21 protein-coding genes are annotated in these 24406 nt (G+C 72.3%); 9 read left to right on the top strand and 12 right to left on the bottom strand.

Features of this window, described 5'->3' with window-relative positions:
* On the bottom strand, window positions 1–1284 hold the full coding sequence (gene serS / locus AC0VX2_RS00330; RefSeq protein ID WP_036380800.1) for a serine--tRNA ligase: 1284 nt from the start codon (window positions 1282–1284) through the stop codon (window positions 1–3).
* A gap of 10 nt (window positions 1285–1294) precedes the next feature.
* Window positions 1295–2302: an IS481 family transposase gene (locus AC0VX2_RS00325; protein WP_396729642.1), complete on the bottom strand. Its 1008-nt coding sequence runs from the start codon at window positions 2300–2302 to the stop codon at window positions 1295–1297.
* A 146-nt stretch (window positions 2303–2448) separates the two neighbouring features.
* Between AC0VX2_RS00325 and AC0VX2_RS00320 the strand changes: the two genes are divergently transcribed.
* Both AC0VX2_RS00320 and AC0VX2_RS00315 read left to right on the top strand, forming a co-directional pair.
* Window positions 2449–3627, top strand: coding sequence for a diacylglycerol/lipid kinase family protein (locus tag AC0VX2_RS00320; RefSeq protein WP_036316232.1), 1179 nt, complete (start codon window positions 2449–2451; stop codon window positions 3625–3627).
* 323 nt (window positions 3628–3950) lie between these two features.
* Window positions 3951–5237: an ISL3 family transposase gene (locus AC0VX2_RS00315; RefSeq protein ID WP_355505385.1), complete on the top strand. Its 1287-nt coding sequence runs from the start codon at window positions 3951–3953 to the stop codon at window positions 5235–5237.
* 147 nt (window positions 5238–5384) lie between these two features.
* Here the strand turns inward: AC0VX2_RS00315 and AC0VX2_RS00310 are convergent, their stop codons facing one another.
* Complete coding sequence (locus tag AC0VX2_RS00310) at window positions 5385–5723, bottom strand: transposase (protein WP_396730043.1); 339 nt, start codon at window positions 5721–5723, stop codon at window positions 5385–5387.
* A gap of 117 nt (window positions 5724–5840) precedes the next feature.
* On the opposite strand from AC0VX2_RS00310, the gene AC0VX2_RS00305 reads away from it, so the two are divergent.
* Complete coding sequence (locus tag AC0VX2_RS00305) at window positions 5841–6818, top strand: magnesium transporter CorA family protein (RefSeq protein WP_180951264.1); 978 nt, start codon at window positions 5841–5843, stop codon at window positions 6816–6818.
* On the opposite strand, the gene AC0VX2_RS00300 is transcribed toward AC0VX2_RS00305, so the two are convergent.
* Window positions 6815–7822, bottom strand: a complete 1008-nt coding sequence (locus AC0VX2_RS00300; RefSeq protein WP_011117094.1) for an IS481 family transposase — start codon at window positions 7820–7822, stop codon at window positions 6815–6817. The two genes, AC0VX2_RS00305 and AC0VX2_RS00300, sit on opposite strands and share 4 nt — an antisense overlap.
* A gap of 114 nt (window positions 7823–7936) precedes the next feature.
* Window positions 7937–8831, bottom strand: a protein-coding gene (locus AC0VX2_RS00295; RefSeq protein ID WP_377651721.1) for an IS5 family transposase whose coding sequence is annotated in 2 segments (ribosomal slippage) — window positions 7937–8473 and window positions 8475–8831 — 894 coding nt in all. Because the reading frame shifts where the segments join, the coding sequence is not laid out codon by codon here.
* A gap of 356 nt (window positions 8832–9187) precedes the next feature.
* On the opposite strand from AC0VX2_RS00295, the gene AC0VX2_RS00290 reads away from it, so the two are divergent.
* Window positions 9188–10474 (top strand): ISL3 family transposase, encoded by a 1287-nt coding sequence (locus AC0VX2_RS00290; protein ID WP_355505385.1) that lies wholly within the window; start codon window positions 9188–9190, stop codon window positions 10472–10474.
* A 63-nt stretch (window positions 10475–10537) separates the two neighbouring features.
* On the opposite strand, the gene pheA is transcribed toward AC0VX2_RS00290, so the two are convergent.
* Together pheA and AC0VX2_RS00280 are read right to left on the bottom strand one after the other, a co-directional pair.
* Window positions 10538–11488 carry a prephenate dehydratase gene (gene pheA, locus AC0VX2_RS00285; protein WP_020625278.1) on the bottom strand — a complete coding sequence of 317 codons (951 nt, stop codon included), beginning with the start codon at window positions 11486–11488 and terminating at the stop codon, window positions 10538–10540.
* Window positions 11485–11811 carry a rhodanese-like domain-containing protein gene (locus AC0VX2_RS00280; RefSeq protein ID WP_010079684.1) on the bottom strand — a complete coding sequence of 109 codons (327 nt, stop codon included), beginning with the start codon at window positions 11809–11811 and terminating at the stop codon, window positions 11485–11487. Before AC0VX2_RS00280 ends, pheA begins: the two co-directional genes overlap by 4 nt.
* Window positions 11812–11894: 83 nt before the next feature.
* On the opposite strand from AC0VX2_RS00280, the gene AC0VX2_RS00275 reads away from it, so the two are divergent.
* Entirely contained in the window at window positions 11895–13403 is a 1509-nt protein-coding gene (locus AC0VX2_RS00275) for an amidase (RefSeq protein ID WP_475432595.1), read from the top strand.
* 9 nt (window positions 13404–13412) lie between these two features.
* Here AC0VX2_RS00275 and AC0VX2_RS00270 read toward each other — a convergent pair whose 3' ends face one another.
* The 3 genes from AC0VX2_RS00270 to AC0VX2_RS00260 form a co-directional block, all read right to left on the bottom strand.
* Window positions 13413–13982, bottom strand: a complete 570-nt coding sequence (locus AC0VX2_RS00270) for a DUF4190 domain-containing protein (RefSeq protein ID WP_041103506.1) — start codon at window positions 13980–13982, stop codon at window positions 13413–13415.
* A 98-nt stretch (window positions 13983–14080) separates the two neighbouring features.
* Window positions 14081–16204 carry a PIG-L family deacetylase gene (locus tag AC0VX2_RS00265; protein ID WP_041103514.1) on the bottom strand — a complete coding sequence of 708 codons (2124 nt, stop codon included), beginning with the start codon at window positions 16202–16204 and terminating at the stop codon, window positions 14081–14083.
* Window positions 16201–17319, bottom strand: coding sequence for an acyl-CoA hydrolase (locus tag AC0VX2_RS00260; RefSeq protein WP_475432594.1), 1119 nt, complete (start codon window positions 17317–17319; stop codon window positions 16201–16203). The genes AC0VX2_RS00265 and AC0VX2_RS00260 overlap by 4 nt, the downstream gene beginning before the upstream one ends.
* 161 nt (window positions 17320–17480) lie before the next feature.
* On the opposite strand from AC0VX2_RS00260, the gene AC0VX2_RS00255 reads away from it, so the two are divergent.
* From AC0VX2_RS00255 to AC0VX2_RS00245, 3 genes are all read left to right on the top strand, one after another.
* Window positions 17481–17909: a Fur family transcriptional regulator gene (locus AC0VX2_RS00255; protein WP_119217636.1), complete on the top strand. Its 429-nt coding sequence runs from the start codon at window positions 17481–17483 to the stop codon at window positions 17907–17909.
* Window positions 17910–17976: 67 nt separating this feature from the next.
* Window positions 17977–19695, top strand: coding sequence for a phosphoglucomutase (alpha-D-glucose-1,6-bisphosphate-dependent) (gene pgm / locus AC0VX2_RS00250; protein WP_119217637.1), 1719 nt, complete (start codon window positions 17977–17979; stop codon window positions 19693–19695).
* Window positions 19696–19902: 207 nt separating this feature from the next.
* Window positions 19903–21408, top strand: coding sequence for an aldehyde dehydrogenase family protein (locus AC0VX2_RS00245; protein ID WP_036316573.1), 1506 nt, complete (start codon window positions 19903–19905; stop codon window positions 21406–21408).
* Window positions 21409–21419: 11 nt separating this feature from the next.
* On the opposite strand, the gene AC0VX2_RS00240 is transcribed toward AC0VX2_RS00245, so the two are convergent.
* Window positions 21420–22259, bottom strand: a complete 840-nt coding sequence (locus tag AC0VX2_RS00240; protein ID WP_036316556.1) for a glycerophosphodiester phosphodiesterase family protein — start codon at window positions 22257–22259, stop codon at window positions 21420–21422.
* A 131-nt stretch (window positions 22260–22390) separates the two neighbouring features.
* A complete protein-coding gene (locus AC0VX2_RS00235) occupies window positions 22391–22849 on the bottom strand; it encodes an Lrp/AsnC family transcriptional regulator (protein ID WP_036316550.1) in 459 nt (152 codons plus the stop codon).
* 123 nt (window positions 22850–22972) lie between these two features.
* Between AC0VX2_RS00235 and AC0VX2_RS00230 the strand changes: the two genes are divergently transcribed.
* Window positions 22973–24403: a DUF6421 family protein gene (locus tag AC0VX2_RS00230; protein WP_041103501.1), complete on the top strand. Its 1431-nt coding sequence runs from the start codon at window positions 22973–22975 to the stop codon at window positions 24401–24403.
* Window positions 24404–24406: the final 3 nt, after the last annotated feature.

Raw genomic sequence — 24406 nt, 5'->3', positions numbered from 1 at the left:
TCAGACCAGCTCGAAGCGCTCCATCCCGCCGAGGTAGGGACGCAGCGCGGCGGGCACGGTGACCGAGCCGTCCGCGTTCTGGTGGTTCTCCAGGATCGCCACGATCCAGCGGGTGGTGGCCAGGGTGCCGTTGAGCGTGGCCACCATGCGGGTGCCGCCCTTGGAACCGTCCTCCGTGCGGACCCGCTCGCGGATGTTGAGACGGCGGGCCTGGAACGTGGTGCAGTTCGAGGTGGACGTCAGCTCGCGATAGGTGCCCTGCGTGGGGACCCAGGCCTCGCAGTCGAACTTGCGGGCGGCGGAGAGGCCGAGGTCGCCGGCGGCGATGTCGATCACGCGGTACGGCACCTCGATGGCGCCCAGCATCCGCTCCTCCCACGCCAGCAGGCGCTCGTGCTCCGCCTCCGCGTCCTCCTGTGCGGCGTAGATGAACATCTCCAGCTTGTTGAACTGGTGCACGCGGATGATGCCGCGGGTGTCCTTGCCCGCCGAGCCCGCCTCACGCCGGTAGCACGTGGACCAGCCCGCGTACCGGACGGGGGCGCTCACGTCCATGATCTCGTCCGCGTGGTAGCCGGCCAGGGCCACCTCGGAGGTGCCCACGAGATACAGGTCGTCGCGCTCCAGACGGTAGATCTCGTCGTCGTGCTCGACGTCGAAGCCGGTGCCCTGCATGGTCTCCGGGCGCACCAGGGTGGGCGGGATGACCGGCACGAAGCCGTTCTCCAGGGCCAGGTCCAGGCCCAGCTGCATCAGGGCGAGCTCGAGACGCGCGCCCACGCCCTTGAGGAAGCTGAACCGGGCGCCGGACACCTTCGCGCCGCGCTCCATGTCGATCGCCCCGAGCAGCTCGCCGAGCTCGAGGTGGTCGCGCGGCTCGAAGCCCTCGGCGGCGAAGTCGCGCGGGGTGCCGACCTCCTTGAGGACCACGAAGTCGTCCTCGCCGCCGGCCGGGACGCCGTCGACGATCAGGTTCGGGAAGGCGCGCTGCAGCTCCGCGAGGCGGGCCTCGGCCGCGCCGGCGGCCGACTCGGCCTCCTTCACGCGCGCGGCCAGGTCCTTCACCTCGGCCAGCAGGGCCTGCTTCTCCTCGCCCTTCGCCTGGGCGACGCGCTTGCCGAAGGCCTTCTGCTCCGCGCGCAGCTGCTCGAAGCCCGCGATGGACGAGCGGCGGGCCGCGTCCGCCTCGACCACGCGGTCCACGAGGGACGCGTCCTCCCCGCGCGCCTCCTGGGAGACGCGGTACTTCTCGGGCTGCTCGATGAGGTCCTTGACGTCGATCACGTGCGCCAGCCTAGCTGTAAGAGGTCATGACGTTGTTGACTCGGGCCGGGGCCAACGAGGCCGGAGGAGCGTCTCCGCAGGAGGTATGAGACCGATGGTAGTTGTAGTGGTTCACCCACACCGCCAGGGCCTCACGCCGAGCTTGCTCTGAGGTGTAGGGGCGGGCGTAGAGGACCTCATCGACCATCAGCCGGTTGTACCGCTCGACCTTCCCGTTATGGCGCGGGGTGTAGGGTCGGATCCGGTGATGCCGGCCCCCGAGCGAGACCACCTTCGCGGTGAAGTCCGCAGCCCGATAGTTGTTCCCGTTGTCCGTGATCACCCGGTCCACGGTGATGCCGTGGGCGGCGAAGAACGCCCGCGCCCGGCAGTAGAAGCTCACGGTCGTGGCCGCCCGCTCGTCCTCCAACGCCTCGGTGTAGGCCAGGCGGGTGTACCCGTCGATCGCCGAGTGCAGGTAGGTGTAGCCGACCCGCCGGCCAGGCCCGCGCTTGGAAGCACGGCCTGCTTCACTTTCACGTCCGTGGGTGCGCCAGCCGCCCCCGTCTGGGATCTTCCCGATCTTCTTCACATCCAGGTGCACCATGTGCCCCGGCCCTCTCGCGGTGATCTTCTGGGGTCGTTGGCGCAGGTCCTCACCTGTGGGCGCGAGGTCTGGCAACCGGGAGATGCCCAGCCGGTGCAGCCACCTGCCCACCGTTCGGAGGCACACCCGGTGGCCCTCGGAGACGAGGTGGTGATGGATCCGGCGGGCCGACCACTTGCACTCCCGGCGCAGGGTGAGGATCTGGGCGACCAGGACCGGATCGAGCTGGGCAGGTGAACGGCGCGGACGGCTGGGCCGGTCGAGCAGCCCGGCCTCGCCCTCGGCGCGGTAGCGGGCCACCCAGGTGGCCACCGTGGGCCGGCTCACCCGGAACTCGGCGGCCACGTGCGCCTGTGGGATCCCGTCGTGCAGGTGGCGGTGGACCATCCTGAGACGGCCGGTGGGGGTCAGGGGTGCGTTAGCGTGAGTCATGAGTGGGTCTTTTCGGGCAGGTGGGTTGTTGAGGAACTTCCATCCTGCGGGAGAGGCCCACTCGTCTCATCTCAGCCGGCGCCTCGTGGCAAGAACCTCATGACCCACAACACCTAGCGGGCGGGGCCGACGCCTAGACTCAGGGCATGACTCCCGAGTGGTGGATGGCGCTGGCCGCCCTGGTGCTCCTGGCCGTGCTGGCCGTCGTCGTGGTGGTGCTGGCGGTGCGCCAGGTCCGCCTCGGCGTGCAGCACCAACGGACGCGTCTCCTGGTGGACGCCCTCGACGCGCGGGTGGGCGGCGTGCAGCGCCGGCTGGAGGAGGTGCCCGGCATCGGCACGGGCCGCCACGAGGTCGCGCTGGTGCTGAACCCCATCAAGACGCACGCGGACCGGGTGCGGCGCGAGCTCGAGCGGCTCGCGGCGGCGGAGGGCCTCGGCGAGGTGCTCGTGCTCGAGACGCAGGAGGACGACCCCGGCACCGCCATGGCGCGGCAGGCCCTCGACGCCGGTGCCCGGCTCGTGATCGCCGCGGGCGGCGACGGCACGGTCCGCACCGTGGCCGAGCAGCTGGCCGGCACCGACGTCGCCCTCGGCGTGGTGCCGCTGGGCACCGGGAACCTGCTGGCCCGCAACCTGGACCTGCCGATCAACGACGTCGAGCAATGCCTGCGGATCGCCGTGGGGGGCCGGCAGCGACGCATCGACACCGTGGACGTCCGCTGCACGCACGAGGACGGGCGCGTCACCCGGCAGACCTTCACCGTGATCGGTGGCGCCGGCTACGACGCGGACATCATGGGCGACACCAAGGATGAGCTGAAGGATCTGGCCGGCTGGCTGGCCTACAGCGAGGCCGGCATACGGCACCTGCGCGGCAAGCGGCACGAGGTGACCGTGGCCCTCGACGGCGGTCAGCCCCGCCGGTTCAAGGTGCGCACCGTGATGGTGGCCAACTGCGGGATGCTCACGGGCGGCGTCGAGCTGCTGCCCCAGGCCAAGCTCGACGACGGCCTCCTCGACGTCATGGTCCTCTCGCCCCGGCACGCGCTCGACTGGGCGCGGATCGCCGTGAAGACCGTGACCCGGTCTCGCAGCTCCATCCCCGTGATGCACACGGAGCAGGCGCAGCGCGTGAAGGTGGAGTTCGCCGAGCCGATGCCCTCCCAGCTCGACGGCGACGCCACCGGGGTCATCACCGCCCTCGACGCCCGCGTGCAGCCGGACTCGCTCGTCGTGATGCTCGTGGCCGAGGACGACGCCTCCGTCCGCGACGACGGCGTCTCCGCCGCCGCCCCCGTCCCGGAACCGGCCCCGCACATCTGACCCCCCCCCGTCCCCGCTTTCGTTCGGGAAACGGCGGCTTCCCCAGCGCTTTCGTTCGGGAAACGGGCGCCGGGGCGACGCGCGGACGGGAAGCACGACGACGGCCCGTCGTCGTGGTGATCGTCCCGTTTCGGCCACGAAAGGGGCCTAGGAACCTCCCGTTTCGTCAACGAAAGTCCCTCGGGGGCCGCCGTTTCCCGAACGAAAGTGGCTCTTCACGGTTCGTGGTGATGGGGAGCGTCGCGTCGCTGGCGTAAGACGGCTCGTGGTCCTGCTGTGATGGGTGTTGTCAAGACATCCACATTCCAGAGGACCACGAGCCTGTGCACGAGAGTACTGGTTCGCAGCGCGATGCTGCGAGCACGATCTTCAACCTGCCCAACTATCGCGTCATCGACGCGTTCGACCTGCCCGACGGGGACCGGCGGGTGGTGATCGCCTCGACCGTTCCGCCGGGCTGCCCCGCTTGCGGGGTGCTCGCGACGAAGGTCCACTCCCGCCGGGACCAGCAGATTCGGGACGTCCCGATTGCTGGGGCGATAGAGGTGGTGTGGGCCAAGCGGCGCTGGTTCTGCCTCGAGCCGGCCTGCACCAGGGGCACGTTCTGGGAGTCCACCGAGCAGGTCCCGCGATACGCACGCTCGACGACCCGGTTGCGGGAGCAGGTGGTCTCGGCCGTGATCACTTCCGGCAGAGCAGCCTCGGAGGTGGCCCGGGCCCACGGCGTCTCGTGGTGGCTGGTCCAGGCCGCCCTGGCGGCTGCTGCCGTCGTCCTGCCTGCCGTCGACGACGTCCCGGTGACGCGCCTGGGCATCGATGAGCACCGCTACCGCACGGTGCGCTGGTTCCGCACCGATCAGGGAGCCTGGAGACGGTTCGAACCGTGGATGACGACGCTGGTCAACCTGGCCACCGGGCAGGTGCTCGGCATAGTCGATGGCCGCAACTCCGCTGCGGTCGGTGACTGGCTCGGCCAGCGCTCAGAGCCTTGGCGGGAGCGGATCGAGATCGTCGCGATCGATCCGTCAGCCGCGTTCCGCAAGGCCTTGCGGGACTACCTGCCCCGGGCCGCGGTCTCGGTCGACAAGTTCCACCTCGTGAAACTGGGCAACGACATGGTCACCACGGTCCGTCAGCGCCTGTCCCGCACCCACCGTGGTCGTCGGGGCCGCAAGGACGATCCGGCCTGGGCCCACAGGATGCTGCTGCTGCGCGGCGCGGACACCCTCACCCCTCGCGCCTGGGAACGGCTTGAGCACGTTTTCCGCACCGATGACCCCACCGACGAGCTCTCGGCCGCCTGGGGCATCAAGGAACAGCTCCGGCGCCTGCTGACCACCGACACCCTCGCCCAGGCCTGGGACGAACGGATGCGGATGGGCTACTTCGCCCAGATCGCAAACATGCCCGAGGCGACCAAGCTCTACGACACCGTCGTGGCCTGGTGGGACGCGATCGAAGTCCTGATCGTCACCGGCGCGACCACCGCCCGCGTCGAGGCAGCGAACACCGGCATCAAGAACATCAAACGCACCGGCCGCGGATTCCGCAACGCCGAGAACTACCGGACCCGTATCCTGCTGACCAGCGCCGCGAGAACCGTAGCGTGAATACCCGCCACTGCAGGGTCATTCACCACGAACCGCGAAGAGCCGGCAGAGGCTGGGCGCTGCTTCGCGGCTCGGCAGCCGCGGGAGGTGAGAAACCCACATTCTGTCGTGCCGACCACGCGGCAGACAGCCTCGAAACCGAATTGTTCACGGTGCATATCGATGAACCGGATCATTTCGTCGTGGGGCGATCGGGCTGCGCGGATAAAATGCCGATGCCTTCTTCAAGATCTCGTTCGCACGGCGCATGTCGGTCACTTCGCTCCTCAGCCGGCGATTCTCCTCCTCGAGCGATTCCTGCGGACGGGACGATCTCTCGGCGGGGCCGTAGCGGTTGCACCAGCTCCGCAAGGGCTCCTCACCGACGCCGAGCTCGGGCGCGACGGCGTGGGTCGACTGCGCTCCTGGGCCACTTTCAAGGGCGTGGCGGTCGTAGACCATGCGGACCGCACGATCACGCAGCTCCGAGCAGAACTTCGTGGGCATACTCCAGTTCTCCTTCGTGAGACTCGGGAAGGAGACCCAGCGCGCTACAGCGTCCTGGCCGGCATCGTGAGCGGCTCTGGCTCTCGCATCTCCCCTCTGCGCCACTACACTCGCCGGATGACTGAACACCTTGGATGCTCCGGTGGCACCGCACACGCGATGCGACCGCAGGTCCGACCAAAGCAACAGCAGCCGATTGCGGATCTCCGATCATTGATCACGGATCGAGGCGAGGTCGTCGACTGCCAATGTGGGCGCGAGCACACGGTTGACCAACTTGGAACTGAATTCGAGTTCCCGGAGAACATGCGAGAAATCCTGCGTGAAGGAGCCGGTCGCCCTCGCCTGGATGTATTCGGCCCCTCCTTCCTTCTGCGAATAAACCGGATCGCAAAAGCAGGGCAAGAAGATCTACGAATAGAATCACTACACATTGTCTTTCATGACGACTGGCTGGTGGTCTTTGAAGATGTCGACGGAATCGGGACCGCCTGGCATCCGGCGGAAGACAACTCAGGGCGATACTTTGCCGCAGATGAGGCGGAACTGACGCTAACGCTCATCGTCGAGGCCGCGATCGATTCCTATGACTCTGCCGCACTTTCCCTGGAGGACGGCACTGCGGACTGCGAGTCGAGTATTTTCGGGGAATTCGAGAAGGACATCGAGAGAGTTTATCGGCTCGGCTCCGATGCCAGCAAGGTCCGCTCCTCTCTTGCTTCCCTGTGCCGGTTCATCGATCGAATCCCCGCGCCAGGGGCGTCGAAGAACTCAGACTGGTCAGCCGATGCTGCGGCCTTCGCCGAGGACGCAGATGACCTTCTGTCCAGAGTGTCCGGCATCCACGCACGGCTGACACAGCTCGTTACGGTTTACTTGGCCCTAGTGGCCCAGAAACAGAACGAGGACATGAAGCGCATTTCAGGGTGGGCCGCCATCCTATTCACTCCGAGCCTTGTCGCAGCGATATACGGGATGAATTTTGAGTCAATTCCGGAACTTACCTGGGATTTTGGCTACCCGCTATCGATTCTGGCAATGGTCATCATCTCCGCGGGCCTGTACGCCGTCTTCCGCCGTCAGCGTTGGCTCTAGCTGTAGGAGGTCATGACGTTGTTGACTCGGGCCGGGGCCAACGAGGCCGGCGGGGCGTTCCCGCAGGAGGTATGAGGCCGATGGTAGTTGTAGTGGTTCACCCACACGGCCAGGGCCTCACGCCGAGCTTGCTCTGAGGTATACGGGCGGGCGTAGAGGACCTCATCGACCATCAGCCGGTTGTAGCGTTCGACCTTCCCGTTATGGCGCGGGGTGTAGGGGCGGATCCGGTGGTGCCGGCCCCCGAGCGAGACCACCTTGGCGGTGAACTCCGCGGCCCGGTAGTTGTTCCCGTTGTCCGTGATCACCCTGTCGATCCGGATGCCGTGGGCGGCGAAGAACGCCCGCGCCCGGCAGAAGAACCCGATCGTGGTCACCGCCTGCTCATCCTCCAACGCCTCGGTGTACGCCAGGCGGGTGAACCCGTCGATCGCCGAATGCAGGTAGGTGTAGCCGACCCGTCGGCCAGGCCCGCGCTTGGCTGCTCGCGCGTTCTCGGAGTCCCGGCCGTGAGCACGCCAGCCGCCCCCCTCGGGGATGCGCCCGATCTTCTTCACGTCCAGGTGCACCATGTGCCCCGGGCCGCGGGCGGTGATCTTCTGCGGTCGTTGGCGCAGGTCCTCACCCGTGGGCGCGAGGTCTGGCAACCGGGAGATGCCCAGCCGGTGCATCCACCTCCCCACGGTACGAAGACACACCCGGTGGCCTTCAGAGACGAGGTGGTGATGGATGCGGCGGGCCGACCACTTCTCCCTGCGACGCAGGGTCTGGATCTGAGCCACCACCTCGGGGTCGAGCTGGGCAGGTGAACGGCGCGGCCGGCTGGGCAGGTCCTGAAGGCCGGCTTCTCCCTGGGCGCGGTAGCGGGCCACCCAGGTGGCCACCGTGGGCCGGCTCACCCGGAACTCGGCGGCCACGTGCGCCTGTGGGATCCCGTCGTGCAGGTGGCGGTGGACCATCCTGAGACGGCCGGTGGGGGTCAGGGGTGCGTTAGCGTGAGTCATGAGCGGGTCTCTTCTGGCAGGTGGGTTGTTGAGGAACTTCCATCCTGCCGGGCGGGGCCCGCTCGTCTCATCTCAGCCCGGGCCTCGTGCCAAGAACCTCATGACCCACAACAGCTAGGGCATGTCTGACAATCGTTTTGACCATGCGAGCACAGCATTCAGGACCACAGCGGCCCTGTAGATGATCGCGTACTTGTCATACCGGGTCGCCAGACCCCGCCACTGCTTCAGGTGCGCGTACTGACGCTCGATGACGTTGCGGCCCTTGTAGGCGGCCGCGTCGAGGCTGACGGGGCGCCCGCCGCGGGCACCGCGCCGTCTGCGGTGGCCCTGCTGGTCGGCCGGTTCGGGGATGACCGCTTTGATCCCACGGGCGCGTAGGTGGGTGCGGATCGCCCGGGAGGAGTACGCCTTGTCGCCCAGCACCGCCGCAGGGCGGGTCCGGGGCCGCCCTACTGGCCGGGTCACGCGCAGCTGCTCCAGAAGAGGAAGCAGCATCGGGGAGTCCCCTGCCTGGCCGGGGGTGATCAGGCTGACCAGCGGCAGCCCGGTCCCGTCCACGAGCTGATGGATCTTCGTGCTCAGCCCGCCACGGGAGCGCCCGATGCCGTGATCGGCCGGTTCCTCATGCGGATTCTTGTAGTTCGATCCATCCCCCTGTGTGGCGGGTGATGTTCGTCGCGTGCTGGTGGGCGCGGGCGATCGTGGAGTCCACCGAGACCGACCAATCGATCAGGCCTTCGGCGTCAGCGGCGGCGGTCAGCGTGGCCAGCACCGTGTCCCATGTGCCTTCTTCGGCCAAGCGCCGATGCCAGGTCCACACGGTCTGCCAGGGCCCGTAGACCTCGGGCAGATCCCTCCAAGCGATTCCGCACCGGTACCGGTAGATGATCGCCTCCACCATGGTGCGGGCGTCGGCGAACGGCCTGCCGGCGCGGCCGGTCCGGGTCGGGAGCATCGGGGCGATCAACTCCCATTGGGTGTCAGAGAGCATCTGGAACCGGGACATGTCCCCAGGGTCTCAGCTGACTCGTGCATCTATTCTCAGACACGCCCTAGAGGCTTCGGCGCAGGTGCACAGTAGAGCGTGCTCGAGGGCCTGCAACGGCAATGCCTCGGTGGGCAGGCGGGCCGCGACGGCCCAGCCGACGATCCGCCGCGTGCGGACGTCCGTGAAGAGCGCGGCGTCGCAGAGCCCTTTCGGGATGCGAACGCAGGTGAACTTTGCGGCCCAGATGCCGCGGGCAGAGGGGCTCTTCACGGTTCGTGGTGATGGGGAGCGTCGCGTCGCTGGCGTAAGACGGCTCGTGGTCCTGCTGTGATGGGTGTTGTCAAGACATCCACATTCCAGAGGACCACGAGCCTGTGCACGAGAGTACTGGTTCGCAGCGCGATGCTGCGAGCACGATCTTCAACCTGCCCAACTATCGCGTCATCGACGCGTTCGACCTGCCCGACGGGGACCGGCGGGTGGTGATCGCCTCGACCGTTCCGCCGGGCTGCCCCGCTTGCGGGGTGCTCGCGACGAAGGTCCACTCCCGCCGGGACCAGCAGATTCGGGACGTCCCGATTGCTGGGGCGATAGAGGTGGTGTGGGCCAAGCGGCGCTGGTTCTGCCTCGAGCCGGCCTGCACCAGGGGCACGTTCTGGGAGTCCACCGAGCAGGTCCCGCGATACGCACGCTCGACGACCCGGTTGCGGGAGCAGGTGGTCTCGGCCGTGATCACTTCCGGCAGAGCAGCCTCGGAGGTGGCCCGGGCCCACGGCGTCTCGTGGTGGCTGGTCCAGGCCGCCCTGGCGGCTGCTGCCGTCGTCCTGCCTGCCGTCGACGACGTCCCGGTGACGCGCCTGGGCATCGATGAGCACCGCTACCGCACGGTGCGCTGGTTCCGCACCGATCAGGGAGCCTGGAGACGGTTCGAACCGTGGATGACGACGCTGGTCAACCTGGCCACCGGGCAGGTGCTCGGCATAGTCGATGGCCGCAACTCCGCTGCGGTCGGTGACTGGCTCGGCCAGCGCTCAGAGCCTTGGCGGGAGCGGATCGAGATCGTCGCGATCGATCCGTCAGCCGCGTTCCGCAAGGCCTTGCGGGACTACCTGCCCCGGGCCGCGGTCTCGGTCGACAAGTTCCACCTCGTGAAACTGGGCAACGACATGGTCACCACGGTCCGTCAGCGCCTGTCCCGCACCCACCGTGGTCGTCGGGGCCGCAAGGACGATCCGGCCTGGGCCCACAGGATGCTGCTGCTGCGCGGCGCGGACACCCTCACCCCTCGCGCCTGGGAACGGCTTGAGCACGTTTTCCGCACCGATGACCCCACCGACGAGCTCTCGGCCGCCTGGGGCATCAAGGAACAGCTCCGGCGCCTGCTGACCACCGACACCCTCGCCCAGGCCTGGGACGAACGGATGCGGATGGGCTACTTCGCCCAGATCGCAAACATGCCCGAGGCGACCAAGCTCTACGACACCGTCGTGGCCTGGTGGGACGCGATCGAAGTCCTGATCGTCACCGGCGCGACCACCGCCCGCGTCGAGGCAGCGAACACCGGCATCAAGAACATCAAACGCACCGGCCGCGGATTCCGCAACGCCGAGAACTACCGGACCCGTATCCTGCTGACCAGCGCCGCGAGAACCGTAGCGTGAATACCCGCCACTGCAGGGTCATTCACCACGAACCGCGAAGAGCCACGAAAGTGCTGCACCGCCTCAGCGGGAGCGGAGGGACTCCACCCAGGCGCGGCCGGAGCGATACGCGGCGTCGGTGAACTCGGCCGGCACCCTCGTGGGCACGGGCTCGGCCTGGGCGTAGGAGCCCAGGAACCGCAGGTCGGGGTACTCCCGGTACAGGGCCGCGAGCGCATCACCCACGCGGGCCTCCGCCAGGTGCCCCTCGAGGTCGAGGGAGAAGAAGTACCGCCCGATGCCCTCGCCGGTCGGCCGGGACTCGATGCGGGAGAGGTTCACCCCGCGCGTGGTGAACTCGGCCAGGATCTGCCCGAGGGCGCCGGGCCGGTCCTCCGGCAGCGGCACCACGAGCGTGGTCTTGTCCGCCCCCGTGGGCGCGGGCAGGGCCGTCGGCCGGGAGAGCAGCACGAAGCGCGTCACGGCGCCCGGCACGTCCTCGATCCGCTCGGCGAGCACCGGCAGCCCGGTCTGCTCGGCCACGAGCGGGGCGCACACGGCGGCGTCGAAGTCGCCCTGGGCCACGAGGCCGGCCCCGGCCGCCGTCGACGGGGCGGGCGTGAACTCCACGCCCGGCAGCGCCGTCTCGGCCCAGCCGCGCACCTGCGCCCAGGCGTGGGGGTGCGTGGTCACGCGCCGCACGTCCTCGATCGCGACGCCGGGCCGGCCCACGAGCACGAAGCTGATGGGCACGTGCACCTCCGCGAGGATCTGCAGCGTCTCCCCGAGGGCGATCTCGTCCACGGTGGCGGAGACGCCGCCCTCCACCGAGTTCTCGATGGGCACGACGGCGCGGTCCACCTCCCCCCTGCGCAGCGCCGCCACGGCGCTCAGCACGGAGCCCGCAGACACGAACTCGGCCTCGGCCGGGTCCGCCACCTTGCGCAGGGCGGCCTCGGTGAAGGTGCCGGCCGGGCCGAGGAAGGCGTAGCGCAGGCGCGACGGCGTCGCGTCAGCGGAGTCCGTCCCCGTCACTTGACGGTGGGCTCGGCGTCGCCGTCGGCCTCCATCGGCTTGCCGGCCTCGAGCCACGCGCCGGAGCCGCCGGCCACGTTGATGGCCGAGTAGCCGCGGCCGGTCATGAACTCGGCGGCGCGGGCGGAGCGGCCGCCGGTGCGGCAGATCAGGTAGTAGTCCGTGTCCGGGTCCAGCTCCTCGAGCCGGTCCGGCAGCTGGCCCAGCGGGATGTGCTGGGCGCCGGCGGCGCGGCCCAGGGCCCACTCGTCGTCCTCGCGGACGTCCAGGATGGCCGCATCGGCGGGGATCTCGTTCACATCGACGGTCTCGAAGGCGCTCATGGCTTCAGCGTAGCCACCCGCCCGGACGTCCCAGGAAGGCCCCGCCGTCCATGACCCGGCCCACGCCCGTTAGGCTCGGCCGCATGCAGACCTCCGACGCCGCACCCGCCGCCGACGACGACCGCACCCCCTCCGCCCCCGGCCCGGCCCGGCTCCTGGACCGCTCGGCCGTGCGCCTGCGGGAGGACCTCGCCGCCGGGGCGCTGAGCGCCCGGGAGGTCACGGAGGCGGCCCTCGCCGCGGCCCAGGCCCACGCGGACCTCGGCGCGTTCGCCCTCCTCGACGCCGAGGGCGCCCGGACCCGTGCGGCCGAGCTGGACGCGGCCCACCCGCGCGTCGCACCCCGGGCCGTGCCCGGTCCGCGCACCTCCCCCGCCCCGGACGACGACGGCGCCCCCGCCTCCCTGCACGGCCTTCCGCTGGCGTACAAGGACCTGATCGATGTGCGCGGGATGCCCACGCGGTTCGGCTCCGCCCTGCTGGCCGACGCGCCGCCGGCCGCGCAGGACGACCCGCTCGCGCTCCGCCTGCGCGCGGCCGGCACCGTCACCCTCGGCAAGACGACCGTGCCCGAGTTCGGCCTGGACTCCTACTCGGAGAACCTCGTCACGGCGCCGGCCCGCAACCCCCTGGACCCCACCCGCACCGCGGGAGGCTCCTCGGGCGGGGCCGCGGCCGCCGTCGCCGCGGGGATCCTGCCGTTCGCCCCGGGCTCGGATGGGGGCGGGTCCATCCGGATCCCCGCCGCCGCGTGCGGGCTCGTGGGCCTCAAGCCCGGCCGCGGGGAGCTGCCGATGGACGAGCACGCGGACACGGTCCGCAACCTCACGGTGTCGGGCCCGCTGGCCCACACGGTCGAGGACGCCGCCCTGCTCTACGACGTGCTGCTCTCCCCCGAGGGTCTGCCCGGCCGGGTGCTGCCGGACCTGCGCCGCACCGTGGAGACCGCCCGGGCCGGGGGCGCCGTCGACGCCCGCCGGATCGGCGTCACCACGGCCTCGCCCTTCGCCTCCGACCTCGAGATCTCCCTGGCCCGGCCCGCCGTCACCGCCCTGACGAAGGCCGCCGCCGCCCTGGACGCGGGCGGCCACGCGGTCGAGGACCTCTCCCCCTACTACGGCGAGGACTACCACCGGGACTTCCGCACGGTGTGGACCGCCGGCCTGCTCCGGGCGCCGCTGCCGGAGGACGCCGAGGCCCACGTGGGCGCGGTGGCCGCGCACTTCCTGCGCACGGCCCGGGCCGCAGGGCGCGCCGAGCTCGACGACGCCGCCCACCGGCTCGAGGAGTGGGCGCGCGGGGTGCGGGCGCAGTTCGCCGCCGTCGACGTGGTGATGACCCCGGTGCTGGCCACCGCGCCCCCGCCGGTCGGCCACTTCCTGGCGATGGAGCCCGAGGACAACTACGAGGCGCAGTGCGCGTTCACGCCCTACACCTCGATGGTCAACGTGCTCGGCCTGCCCGCGGTCGCGGTGCCCGTGCTCCGGGACGAGCGGGGCCTGAACTGGTCCGTCCAGCTCATCGGCCGGCCCGGCACGTCCGCGCCCCTGCTCGCCCTGGCCGCGCACCTCGAGCTGCTGCTGGCCGGCTGAGCCGGCCGGTCAGGTCGAGGTGTAGTCGCCCAGGGAGATCCCGGCGATCACCAGGATCACGAGGAACACGACGGCGAGCAGCAGCAGGGCGAGGGACACGTAGTTCATCACGAGGCCGGCGATCGCCATGCCGCGGCCGTGGGGCTCGCGCCTGAGGCCGATGTGGCCGAGGACCACGCCCACGATCGGCGGGAGGAGGAACGTGAACCCGCCCACCACGGAGATGATGCCGAGGATCATGGACGCCACCGAGCGGCCGACGCCGTCGGTCTGGCCGGGCTGCAGCGGGGCTCCGAAGCCGTGGCCGGGCGTGCCCTGCCCGTAGCCGTAGGCGGGGACGGTGTTCGCGTCCTGGCCGTAGCCGTACGGCTGCCCGTAGGCGGGGCGGGTCTGCCCCTCCTGCTCGGCGTACGAGGGGGCCCGGTCCCAGGCGGCGCGGTCGGCGTCGCCGGCCGGGGCGTCGGGCCAGCCGGCGGCGGAGGAGCCGGTGCCGGAGGAGCCCGCACCGGCCTCGGACCCGTACCAGCTCGGCCGGGCGGCCTCACGGCGCGGGTCGTGGGAGGCGTGGGGGTCGGTCATGACGGTCCTTCCGGTTCGGGGCGTCGCGGTCCGGTGCCGAGTCTTGGCGGTGCCCCCCGGACCCGGCCCGGCCCCGTACCCCTGCTCCCCGGCCGGCCTCACCCGGGCCGGCCCACCGCCTTGAGGTACCCGGAGAACCCGCCGGGGGTCCGCCCCTCCAGGCGGGACGAGGTGAGCACGCGGGTGGTGTCGGTGGCGATCACGCGCACCCGGCGGCCGTCACCGCCGTCGCGCTCCCCCGCCAGGGCCCGCACGGCCTCGGCCAGGCCGACGTCCTCGTGCTCGGCCACCGGCGGGAACCCGCCCACGGCCTCATACAGCGACCACGGCAGCCCCAGGTTCGCCCCGTGCACGTGCGCGTGCCCCTCCTCGTGCCGGTAGCCGCGGAGCCAGGCCTGCCGCAGCGGCCCCTGGCGCACGTCCACCGTGCCCAGCACGAGCGCCTCGTCGCGGCCGGCGGCCACGGTCTGCGCCAGCAGCCAGTCGGCGGGGACGCGGCTGTCCGCGTCGGTGGAGGCGAGCCAGAGGCGCTCGGCGGGCACGTCGGGGAACAGCGCGCGGGCCCGGCGGGCGCCCTCGACGCGGGCCCGCCCGACGCCGGCCTGCCCGGCGGTCGGCTCCCCCAGTTCGAGGACGTGGATGCGCGGGTCGGCGGCGCGGGCCTCGAGGGCGGCGGCCACCGTGGCGTCGTCGCAGCGGTCCGCGGCGACCACGACCGCGGCCGTGCCCTGCGCGTGGTGCTCCTCCCAGCGGTCCAGGGCGGCGGTGAGGGCCGCGAGCGCGGCCGGCAGCCGCTCCTGCTCGTCCTTGGCGGGCACCACGACGACGGCGTGGGTCGCGGCGGCGGCCCGCACGTGGAGGCTGAGCCGGAAATCGTCCTCCACGAGCTCGGTGCGCAGCCGCCAGCGCGGGTCGGCGGCGACGCGCGCGTGCACGGCGTCCCCGTCCAGCGGCCAGCCCTCGATGGGGTGGCGCCAGTGGCACAGCAGCAGCTCGCCGCCGGGGGCGAGCGCGGCGTCGGCGTCGTCGATCAGCGCGTCGAGCTCCTCGGGCTGCAGGAAGTAGCCGATCTCGGAGGCGATCACGAGGTCCGCGCCGGCGACGTCGGCCGGCCAGTCCGCGGGCAGCACGGCTCGGCGCACCTCGGCGTGCGGCGTGCCGGCCAGCCGGGCGGCGGCGCGCTCGACGGCGGTGGAGGACGCCTCGAGGCCGACCACGCGGTCCGCGCGCGCGGCCACGTCCGCGGTGAGCACGCCGATGGACGCGCCCGCCTCCACCACGGTCCCGTAGCGGGGCCGGGGCAGGGCGGCGAGGGTGAGCGCCCGCTTGCGGGCCTCGTACGACGAGCTGAGGTAGCGCCACGGGTCCTCCTGGGCCCGGTAGAGCCGGTCGAAGACGGCGGCGGCCCGGTGGGCGTCGGCGTCGTCGGGGCCGGAGACGCGGTGGGCCTCGAACGGGCGCTCGTGGTGGGCGAGCACGGCGGGGCCGAGGATCGCCTCGTCGCCGGGCGCGGCGGAGAGGGGCCGGACCTGGGAGGCGTGCGCGTCGAGGGCGGCACGGCGGGCGGCACGGTCGTCGTCGGTGAGCGGCAGCCGCCGGTAGCGGCGGGCGGGCAGGTCGGCCGGGTCGGCCCAGTGCCAGAACCAGATGGGGAAGGCGTAGAGCGGCAGGTCGCACTCGCCCGCGACCGCGCCGACGGCCCGGCCTACGGCCTCGTGGTCCGCGTGGCCGTCGCCCGGGTCGTGGGAGGCGAGCACGGCGGGGCCGGGGTGGGCGTCGAGGGCCGCGGCGACGGCGTCGCGCACGGCGTCCTCGTGCTCGGCCACGCCGGAGTCGGGCAGGGCCAGGGACGCCCAGGTCAGCCGGTCCCGCGCCGGGGAGCCGGGGCCTGCGGAGGCGGGCAGGCCGGCGGCGAGGGCGTCGAGGGCGTGCTCCATCTCGTCCCGGCGCAGCCGGACCAGGTCCGCGGGCGTGTGCGTGGGCGAGTGCGGGTGGGAGGCCTCGCCGGCGGTGGCGACCAGCACGTGCACGCGTGCCCCGCCGCGCAGGGCGGAGCGGATCAGGCCGGTGGCGGCGAGGGTCTCGTCGTCCGGGTGCGCCACGGCCACGAGCAGCAGCGTCTGCGCGTCCCAGACGGGCAGGCGCAGCTCCGGCAGCTCGCCGACGCCGCCCTCGGCCCAGGCCGCCTCGGACGTGCCGTCGTCGGTGTGGGAGAAGCTCACCACGTCCAGCCGCCGTCGGTCTCGCCGGCCAGGAGCGCGGCGCCCAGCCGGGCGTCGTCGCGGTGTCCGTGGTGCTGGCGCAGGTAGACCTGCAGGTCGGCCACGGCGCGGGCGTGCGCGGCGCTGCCGGTGAGCGGGCCGGGGCCGGTGGCCTGCCCGACGACGTCCATCACCTCGGTGCACAGCTGCGCCACGGTGCCGCGGATCCGGTCGGCCTCGACCATGCCGCGGCCGTGGTCCAGGCGGCCGGCGTCCACGTCGTCGGCGGCACGGGCGAGCAGGGCGGCCATCGCATGGAGCAGCCGGTCGACGCGGCCGAGCGCGGCCTGGCCGATCTGGTCCGGGCCCGGTCCGCGGCCCTCGGCCTCGGCGGCCGCGCGGGCGGCGGTGGCGTTCCGCAGAGTGCGGGCGATGCCGACGGCGCCGCCGAACCACACCGCCGCCACGCCGATGCCGCCCCACGCGAAGCCGGGCCGGCGCAGGTACCACTCGGCGCCGCCGACGGCACTGCCGGGGACGGCGTCGAAGGCCAGGCCCACCGTGCGGATCGGGGCGAGGCCGAGCGCGGGCCAGGCCGAGTCGGTCTCGGCCACACCGGGGTGGGACAGGTCCACGAGCACAGCACGGCGGGTGCCGTCCGCCTCCCGGCCGGTCACGACGGCGGCCGCGCACCGGTCCGCGAGCGAGCACCACGGCTTCTCACCGTCGAGCAGCCAGGCGGTGTCGGGGCCGTCCGGGACGGGGCGCAGGGCGGGGGTGCGACCGCCGGACTCGGAGGCGTAGACGCCGAGCAGCCCGGCCGGGGCGGGGACGCCTGCCTGGGACAGGATCGAGAGCGCGTCCAGATGGGGCTCGAGCACGCGGGCGGCCGAGAGGTCCTGCGCGGCGACGGAGGCGAGCAGCTCCCACTGCTCCCGGGTGCGCCCCGCGCCGGTCAGCGGCAGGTCGAGCGGGGCGGCGTCTTCGCCGGACGCGGCACCGGACGACGCACGGAGCAGCCCGACCATCGCGTCGACGTCGCCGCCGCAGGCCGCGGCGGCCGCGAGGAGGGCCTGCTCGGCCGGGCGGTCCACGGCTCCACCCGGGACGAGACGGACGGGCTCGGGCTGGGCCATGGGTGGGGACCTCCTCGTCGACGGCGCCCGGGCCGGTGCGCCCCGGGGTCGAGGATTCACCGTAGTCAGCACGGGCACGGCGGGGAATGGCCGATGCGCCGGGGGCGAAGCGGCCCGCTCTTTCTTGACATGTTCCAGAGAACCGGATGGGATCGACTGGCATGGAGACCACGACGCGGGATGAGGACGAGCGCACGCTGCTGCGCGGCGTCGGCCTGCGCGTGACCCGGCCCCGCCTGGCGGTGCTGACCGCCCTCGCCGACCACCCCCACGCGGACGCGTCCACCGTGCTGACCGCCGTGCGTCGGGCCCTGCCCGGCACCTCGCACCAGGCCGTCTACGACTGCCTCCACGCGCTCACCGAGGCCGGGCTCGTGCGCTCCCTGCAGCCCGCCGGCTCCCCGGCCCGCTACGAGATCTGCACGGGCGACAACCACCACCACCTCGTGTGCCGCGGCTGCGGCACGGTCGTCGACGTGCCGTGCCGCACCGGCTCCGCCCCGTGCCTCGACGCCCCCGAGGGCCACGGCTTCGCGGTCGACGAGGCCGAGGTCTACTACTGGGGGCTGTGCGCCGGCTGCCGGGAGTGACCGCCGGCGTCGTCCCGCTGGGCCGCGCGTCTTCCCCCGTCCGCCCGCCCGTGCCAAGGTGAGGCACATGACCGAGAACACCGCCGCCCTGCCCGCCGCCGAGCGTCCCGGCACCCCCGCCCTGCCGCAGGACCTCATCGACGTCGACGCCCTCCTGGAGGCGTACCGCACCGGTCACCCGGACGTGACGGATCCGGCGCAGAAGGTCGTGTTCGGCACCTCCGGCCACCGCGGCTCCGCGTTCACGACCTCGTTCAACGACGACCACATCGCCGCCATCACGCAGGCCGTGGTCGAGTACCGCGCGCACCACGGGATCACGGGGCCGGTCCTCGTCGGCAAGGACACGCACGCCCTGTCCGGGCCCGCGCAGGACACCGCCGTCGAGGTGCTGCTCGGCAACGACGTCGAGGTGCTCGTCGACTCCCGCGGCGGCTACACGCCCACCCCCGCCGTCTCCCACGCGATCCTGCACCTGAACGCCGGGCGCGAGCTGTCGCCGTCGGGCTTTGCGGTGGACGGGGACAACGCCGGCCTCGTGGACGGCCTCGTGATCACCCCCTCGCACAACCCGCCCGCGGACGGCGGCTTCAAGTACAACCCGCCCCACGGCGGCCCCGCGGACACCGAGGCGACCACGTGGATCGCCGACCGCGCCAACGAGCTGCTCGCCGCCGGGCTGGCGGGCGTGCACCGGGTGGCGAGCGCCGACGTCGCCGGCCACGCGAAGCTGGGCGGCTTCGACTTCCTGGACCGGTACGTGTCCGATCTGCCGCAGGTGATCGACGTGGAGGCGATCCGCGAGGCGGGCGTGCGCATCGGTGCCGACCCCATGGGCGGGGCGTCCGTGGCGTACTGGGGCGAGATCGCCGACCGCCACGGGCTGGATCTGACCGTGGTGAACCCGGAGGTGGACCCGCGATTCGGGTTCATGACCCTGGACTGGGACGGCAAGATCCGCATGGACTGCTCGTCGCCGAACGCAATGGCCTCGCTGATCGAGCGGATGACCCCGGACGCGGACGGGCAGGTGCCCTTCGACGTCGCCACCGGCAACGACGCCGACGCGGACCGGCACGGGATCGTCACCCCGGACGGCGAGCTGATGAACCCGAACCACTACCTCGCCGTGGCCATCGACTACCTGTACCGCCACCGCGAGCAGTGGCCCCAGAGCGCGGGCGTGGGCAAGACCCTGGTGAGCTCCTCGATGATCGACCGCGTGGCCGGGGACCTGGGCCGCGAGCTCGTGGAGGTGCCGGTGGGCTTCAAGTGGTTCGTGCCGGGACTGCTGACGGGCACCGGCGTGTTCGGCGGCGAGGAGTCCGCGGGCGCGTCCTTCGTGCAGTTCGACGGCAGCCCATGGTCCACGGACAAGGACGGGCTGCTGCTGTGCCTGCTGGCCGCGGAGATCATCGCCGTGACGGGCCAGTCCCCGTCCGAGCGGTACCGCGACCTCGTGGCCCTGCACGGCGACCCGGCGTACGCGCGCATCGACGCCCCCGCGACCGCCGAGCAGAAGGCGAAGCTGAAGACCCTCTCCCCCGACGACGTCCCCGTGACCGAGCTGGCCGGCGAGACCATCCTCGCGACGCTGACCAACGCCCCGGGCAACGGCGCCCCGATCGGCGGGCTCAAGGTGGTCACGCAGCACGCGTGGTTCGCGGCGCGGCCCTCCGGCACCGAGGACGTCTACAAGATCTACGCGGAGTCCTTCCGCGGCCCCGAGCACCTGACGCAGGTGCAGGCGGAGGCGCAGCGGCTGGTGGACGCGGTCATCGGCTGACCCCCGCCCCATCTCCCCTCCCCCCGTCCGCTTTCGTTCGGGAAACGGCGGCGTGTCGCACCGCTTTCGTTCGGGAAATGGCGGGGCGCGTGCGCCGTTTCCCGAACGAAAACGCCGTGGCGCCCGTCGGGGCGGCACCAGCGGCCGGAGGACGACGACGGCGCCCCGCCCTGCCGCCGCACAGGGCCGCTCGGTAGCGTGGCCGGCATGAGCACGCAGCCCCCCGGTCTGACCACCGACTCCCCCGACTCCCCCGCCGACGATCCGGTCCGCGAGCCGTTGCCCACCGAGGCCCTGCCGATCGCGCCGGCCGGGCCCCGACCCGAGGAGCCGCGGGCCGCCGTCGAGCGGCTGCGCGCCGCCGCCCGCTCCCGCGCCGCCCACCCGCGCGCGGTGCGGGTGCGCCAGCTCAAGGGCCTGAAGCGGATGCTGACCGAGCACGCGGACCGGTTCGTCGCGGCGCTCGGCACGGACCTGGGCAAGCCGGCCACCGAGGCCCTGATCACGGAGATCGTCTCGGTGCGCTCCGAGGTGGACCACGCGCTGCTGCACCTGACCGACTGGATGGAGCCGCGGCCCGTGAAGCTGCCGCTGGCCCTGCGGCCCGCGAGCGCGGAGGTCCGGCCGCGGCCCAAGGGTCTCGTGCTGGTCATCGGCGCGTGGAACTACCCGGTGCAGCTCGCGCTCGCCCCGGTCGTGGGTGCGCTGGCGGCCGGCAACACGGTGGTGCTCAGCCCGTCGGAGAAGGCCCCGGCCACGGCGGCGGCGCTGCGGGAGCTGGTGCCGCAGTACCTGGACTCCGCGCTGGTCTCCGTGGTGGCGGGCGGCAAGGAGTGCAACACCGCGCTGCTGGCGGAGCCGTGGGACCACATCCTCTACACCGGCGGGGAGCGCGTGGGCCGGATCGTCTACGAGGCGGCGGCGAAGACCCTCTCCCCCGTGACGCTCGAGCTGGGCGGCAAGTCGCCGGCGGTGGTGACGCCGTCGCGGAACACGGGAGCGATGGCCCGCCGCATCGCGTGGGCGAAGTTCACCAACGCGGGCCAGACGTGCGTGGCCCCGGACTACGTGCTGGCCGTCGGCGAGGCCGCGCTGCGCCAGGTGACCGCCGAGATCCCCGCCGCCCTGCGCGAGTTCTACGGCGACGACCCCCGCGCGTCGAAGGACTACGGCCGGCTCATCTCCGCCGAGCACGCGGAGCGGCTGCGGGAGATGCTCCAGACGGACCTCGACGCCGGCGCCGAGCTGCTCGTCGGCGGCGACGTGGATGTGGCAGGACGGTACATGGCGCCGACCGTGGTGACGGGCGTGCGGCCCGACGGCGCGCTCATGCAGGAGGAGCTGTTCGGCCCGATCCTGCCCGTGCTGACCGTGGACACCTTCCAGGACGCCCTGGACTTCATCGCGGAGCGCCCGCACCCGCTGGCCGCCTACCTCTTCACGGACCGGCCGAGCTACCACCGCGCGTTCGACGACCAGGTACAGGCCGGCGGCCTCGGCTACGACGTCGGCCTGCTGCACGCCGGCATCGCGACGCTGCCGTTCGGCGGGATCGGCGCGTCCGGGATGGGCGCGTACCACGGCATCCACGGGTTCGAGACGTTCTCCCACCTGCGCCCGTCCATCACGAAGTCGGACCAGGTGGACACGCTCAAGACCGCGTACCCGCCGTACGGGCGGATGAAGCGGGCGCTGCTGCCGAAGATGCTCTGAGGGGGCGGGGATCAGCGCTGCGGCCAGAAGCCGCGGCGGTCGTAGACCTCCGCGAGGACGTCGGCGCGGTCGGTCATGACGCCGTCGACGCCGAGGTCGAGCAGGCGCTCGATCTCCGCGGGCTCGTCCACGACCCACACGTGCACCGGCAGGCCCGCCGCGTGGCACCGCCGCACGAAGTCGGCGGTGGCCACGGGCACGCGGCCGTGCCGGACGGGCACCTGCACGCAGTCGACGTCGAGGGCGCACCGGCGCAGCCAGCGGGTCAGTCCCAGCGGGCCCAGCGTCACGAGCGCCGCGATGGCGGCCGCCCCGCCCGACGTCGCCACCCGCTCCGGCCCGTACGCCCGCTCGGGGTGGCCGAGGCGGGCGAGGGCGCGCCGGAAGAGGCGGCGCCGCGAGTCGTGGAACGAGGCGACGAGCACGCGGTCCCACGCGCCGTGCTCGGCGAGGATGCGGGCCAGGGCCGGGGCCGACGCGCGGTCCTTGAGGTCCACGTTCAGGCGGGCTTCGGGGAGCGCCGTGAGCAGCTCGGTGAAGCGCAGCAGCGGCTCCCCGCCGACCGTGACGTCCGCCAGCCGCTCCCACGTGTGGTCGCGCAGCCGGCCGCGGCCCGTGCTGACGCGGTCCAGAGTCTCGTCGTGGAACACGACGAGCTCGCCGTCCGCCGTGGTGCGCACGTCCAGCTCGAGGTAGGTGAACCCGGCGGCGTGGGCGTCCGCGAACGCGGCCAGGGAATTCTCCCGGTCGACGGCGGCGCCCCGGTGGGCGAACCCCAGCGGGTGGCCGCGACGGGCGGGGACGGAGTCGGTGAGGTAGGCGGGGGCGGGACGGGGCGAGGTCGGACGCACGGGATCACCGTAGCGGGGACGGACGGCCGAGTGCCCGCTGCCGCAGCCGGGAACGCGAGAGGTCGGAATGAGCGTCAGACCCGCCCTCATTCCGACCACTCACGTGACAGGTGGGGCCGACGCGCCCGCCCTCAGTCCTCCGCCGGCAACTCCAGCATGGGGCGGTGCTCGTAGAAGGTCTGCAGCACCACGGTGGTCCGGGTGGACACCGACGCCGTCTGGCGGATCTCCGTCACGAGGGCCTCGAGCTCGCGTGGCGAGCCCACGCGCACGAAGAGCATGTACGCGGCGTCGCCGGCCACGGAGTGGCACGCCTCGATCGCCGCGATGGACTCGAGGAGCTCGGGGGCGTCGTCGGGCTGGCGCGGGTCCAGCGGGCTGATCTCGATGAACGCGGAGAGCGGCCTGCCCACGGCCTCGGGGTCGAGCAGCGCACGGTAGCCCGTGATGACGCCCGTGCTCTCGAGCCGGCGCAGGCGCGCCTGCACGGCGGAGGTCGAGAGGCCGACCCGCTCGGAGAGCTGGGCGAGCGTGGCGCGCGGGTCATGGGAGACGGCGGCCGCAAGCCGCGCGTCGACAGGGTCGTCCATGCGCCGCACGCTATCAGCCGGCCCCGGCCGCCGGGTTGACAGCCCCATGCCCTCATGGAAACCTTCCGGCAAGTGATCCGCATCACCGGATATTTTCCGGCGATTCGACCTCAGGAGGGTTCCATGTCCACCACTCTGCAGCCCGCCCGGACCGACGTCGTCGTTCCGGAGACCCCGGCCGACGCGCGCACCGTCGAGACCCACCCGGCCTGGCTCCGCCTCAAGGCCGCCGCCACCGCCCTGCAGCCCCTGCAGGTCAAGGACGGCTCCATCCCGGACCCCGCGGACCACGCCGCCGCGCGCGAGCACGTGGAGACCATCGTCGCCGCCGTCGAGGAGCTCGCCCCGCTCTTCCCACACGACGCCGCCTACCTCGCCGCCCTGCCCCGCGACTTCGCCCGCTGGGCCGACGGCGGCTTCGGCGTCCCGGACTTCCTGGACTCCCTCGTCGCCTTCCAGCCGCAGGAGCACCGCGTCGACGGCGTCCGGCACCTCGTGGTCTTCCCGATGTACACGCAGAACGGCTCCCCCGACCGGCACGTGGAGGCCCTCGTCGTCGAGACCATCTGGCCCGAGTTCATCGCCGAGCTCGAGGCCGGCGACTACGGCAACCGCCTCTTCGTCTCCCTGCGCCTGATCGACTTCACCCCCGGCTACGACACGAACTCGGCCGTCCTCTTCCCCGAGACCGTGGCCATGCGCGAGATCCCCACCTTCACGTGGGGCGCCATCTTCCAGGACCGCGAGGCCGCCCGCTTCCGCCGGGTCGTCACCGCCGCCGCCGAGATCACCCAGCTCGAGCTCCCGGCCGAGCTCGCCGAACTGCTCTCCTGCCAGGAGCTCGCCGAGGGCACCTTCGTGATGTGGGACCTCATCCACGACCGCACGCACATGCGCGGCGATCTGCCCTTCGACCCGTTCATGATCAAGCAGCGCATGCCCTTCTTCCTCTACACGCTCGAGGAGATGCGCTGCGACATGACCGCCTTCCGCGAGTGCGTGGCGATCGAGCGCCGCCTCACGGCGCGCGCCGCCGCCGGTGAGCAGCTCACCGCGCTCGAGGAGCAGACCCGCCGCCACGCCGGGCTCGTGCAGCACGCCGTCCTCTTCGACCGCGTCTTCCGCTTCGCCCTCACCGGCTCCCGCGTCCGCAACTACGACGGCCTCGGCGGCCAGCTGCTCTTCGCCTGGCTGCACCGCAAGGACGTGATCCAGTGGCGCGACGTCGAGCTCAGCGTGGACTGGGACCGGCTCGCCAACGCCGTCGTCGAGCTGGGCGACGCCATCGACACGCTCTACTGGGAGTCCATCGACCGCCCCAAGACCGTGCACTGGCTCCAGGCCTACGAGCTCGTCGCCTCCGTGGTCACCCCGCACCCGGCCTCCGTGTGGGCGCAGGGCCTGCCGCGCGAGGTGCTCGCCGGCCCGCCCAAGGGCTACACCGACCTCGTGCTCGACGACGAGTTCCCGCTGTCCATGTTCTTCGAGGCCCTCGAGAAGAAGATGTGCGGCGTCATCGAGTCCACCGCCGGGATCCGCGGCACGGACGCCTGACCC

Source organism: Micrococcus sp. iso_239 (assembly GCF_056173395.1).
Note: the sequence above shows the minus strand (reverse complement) of the source record. Positions and strands in the feature narration are given on the sequence as shown.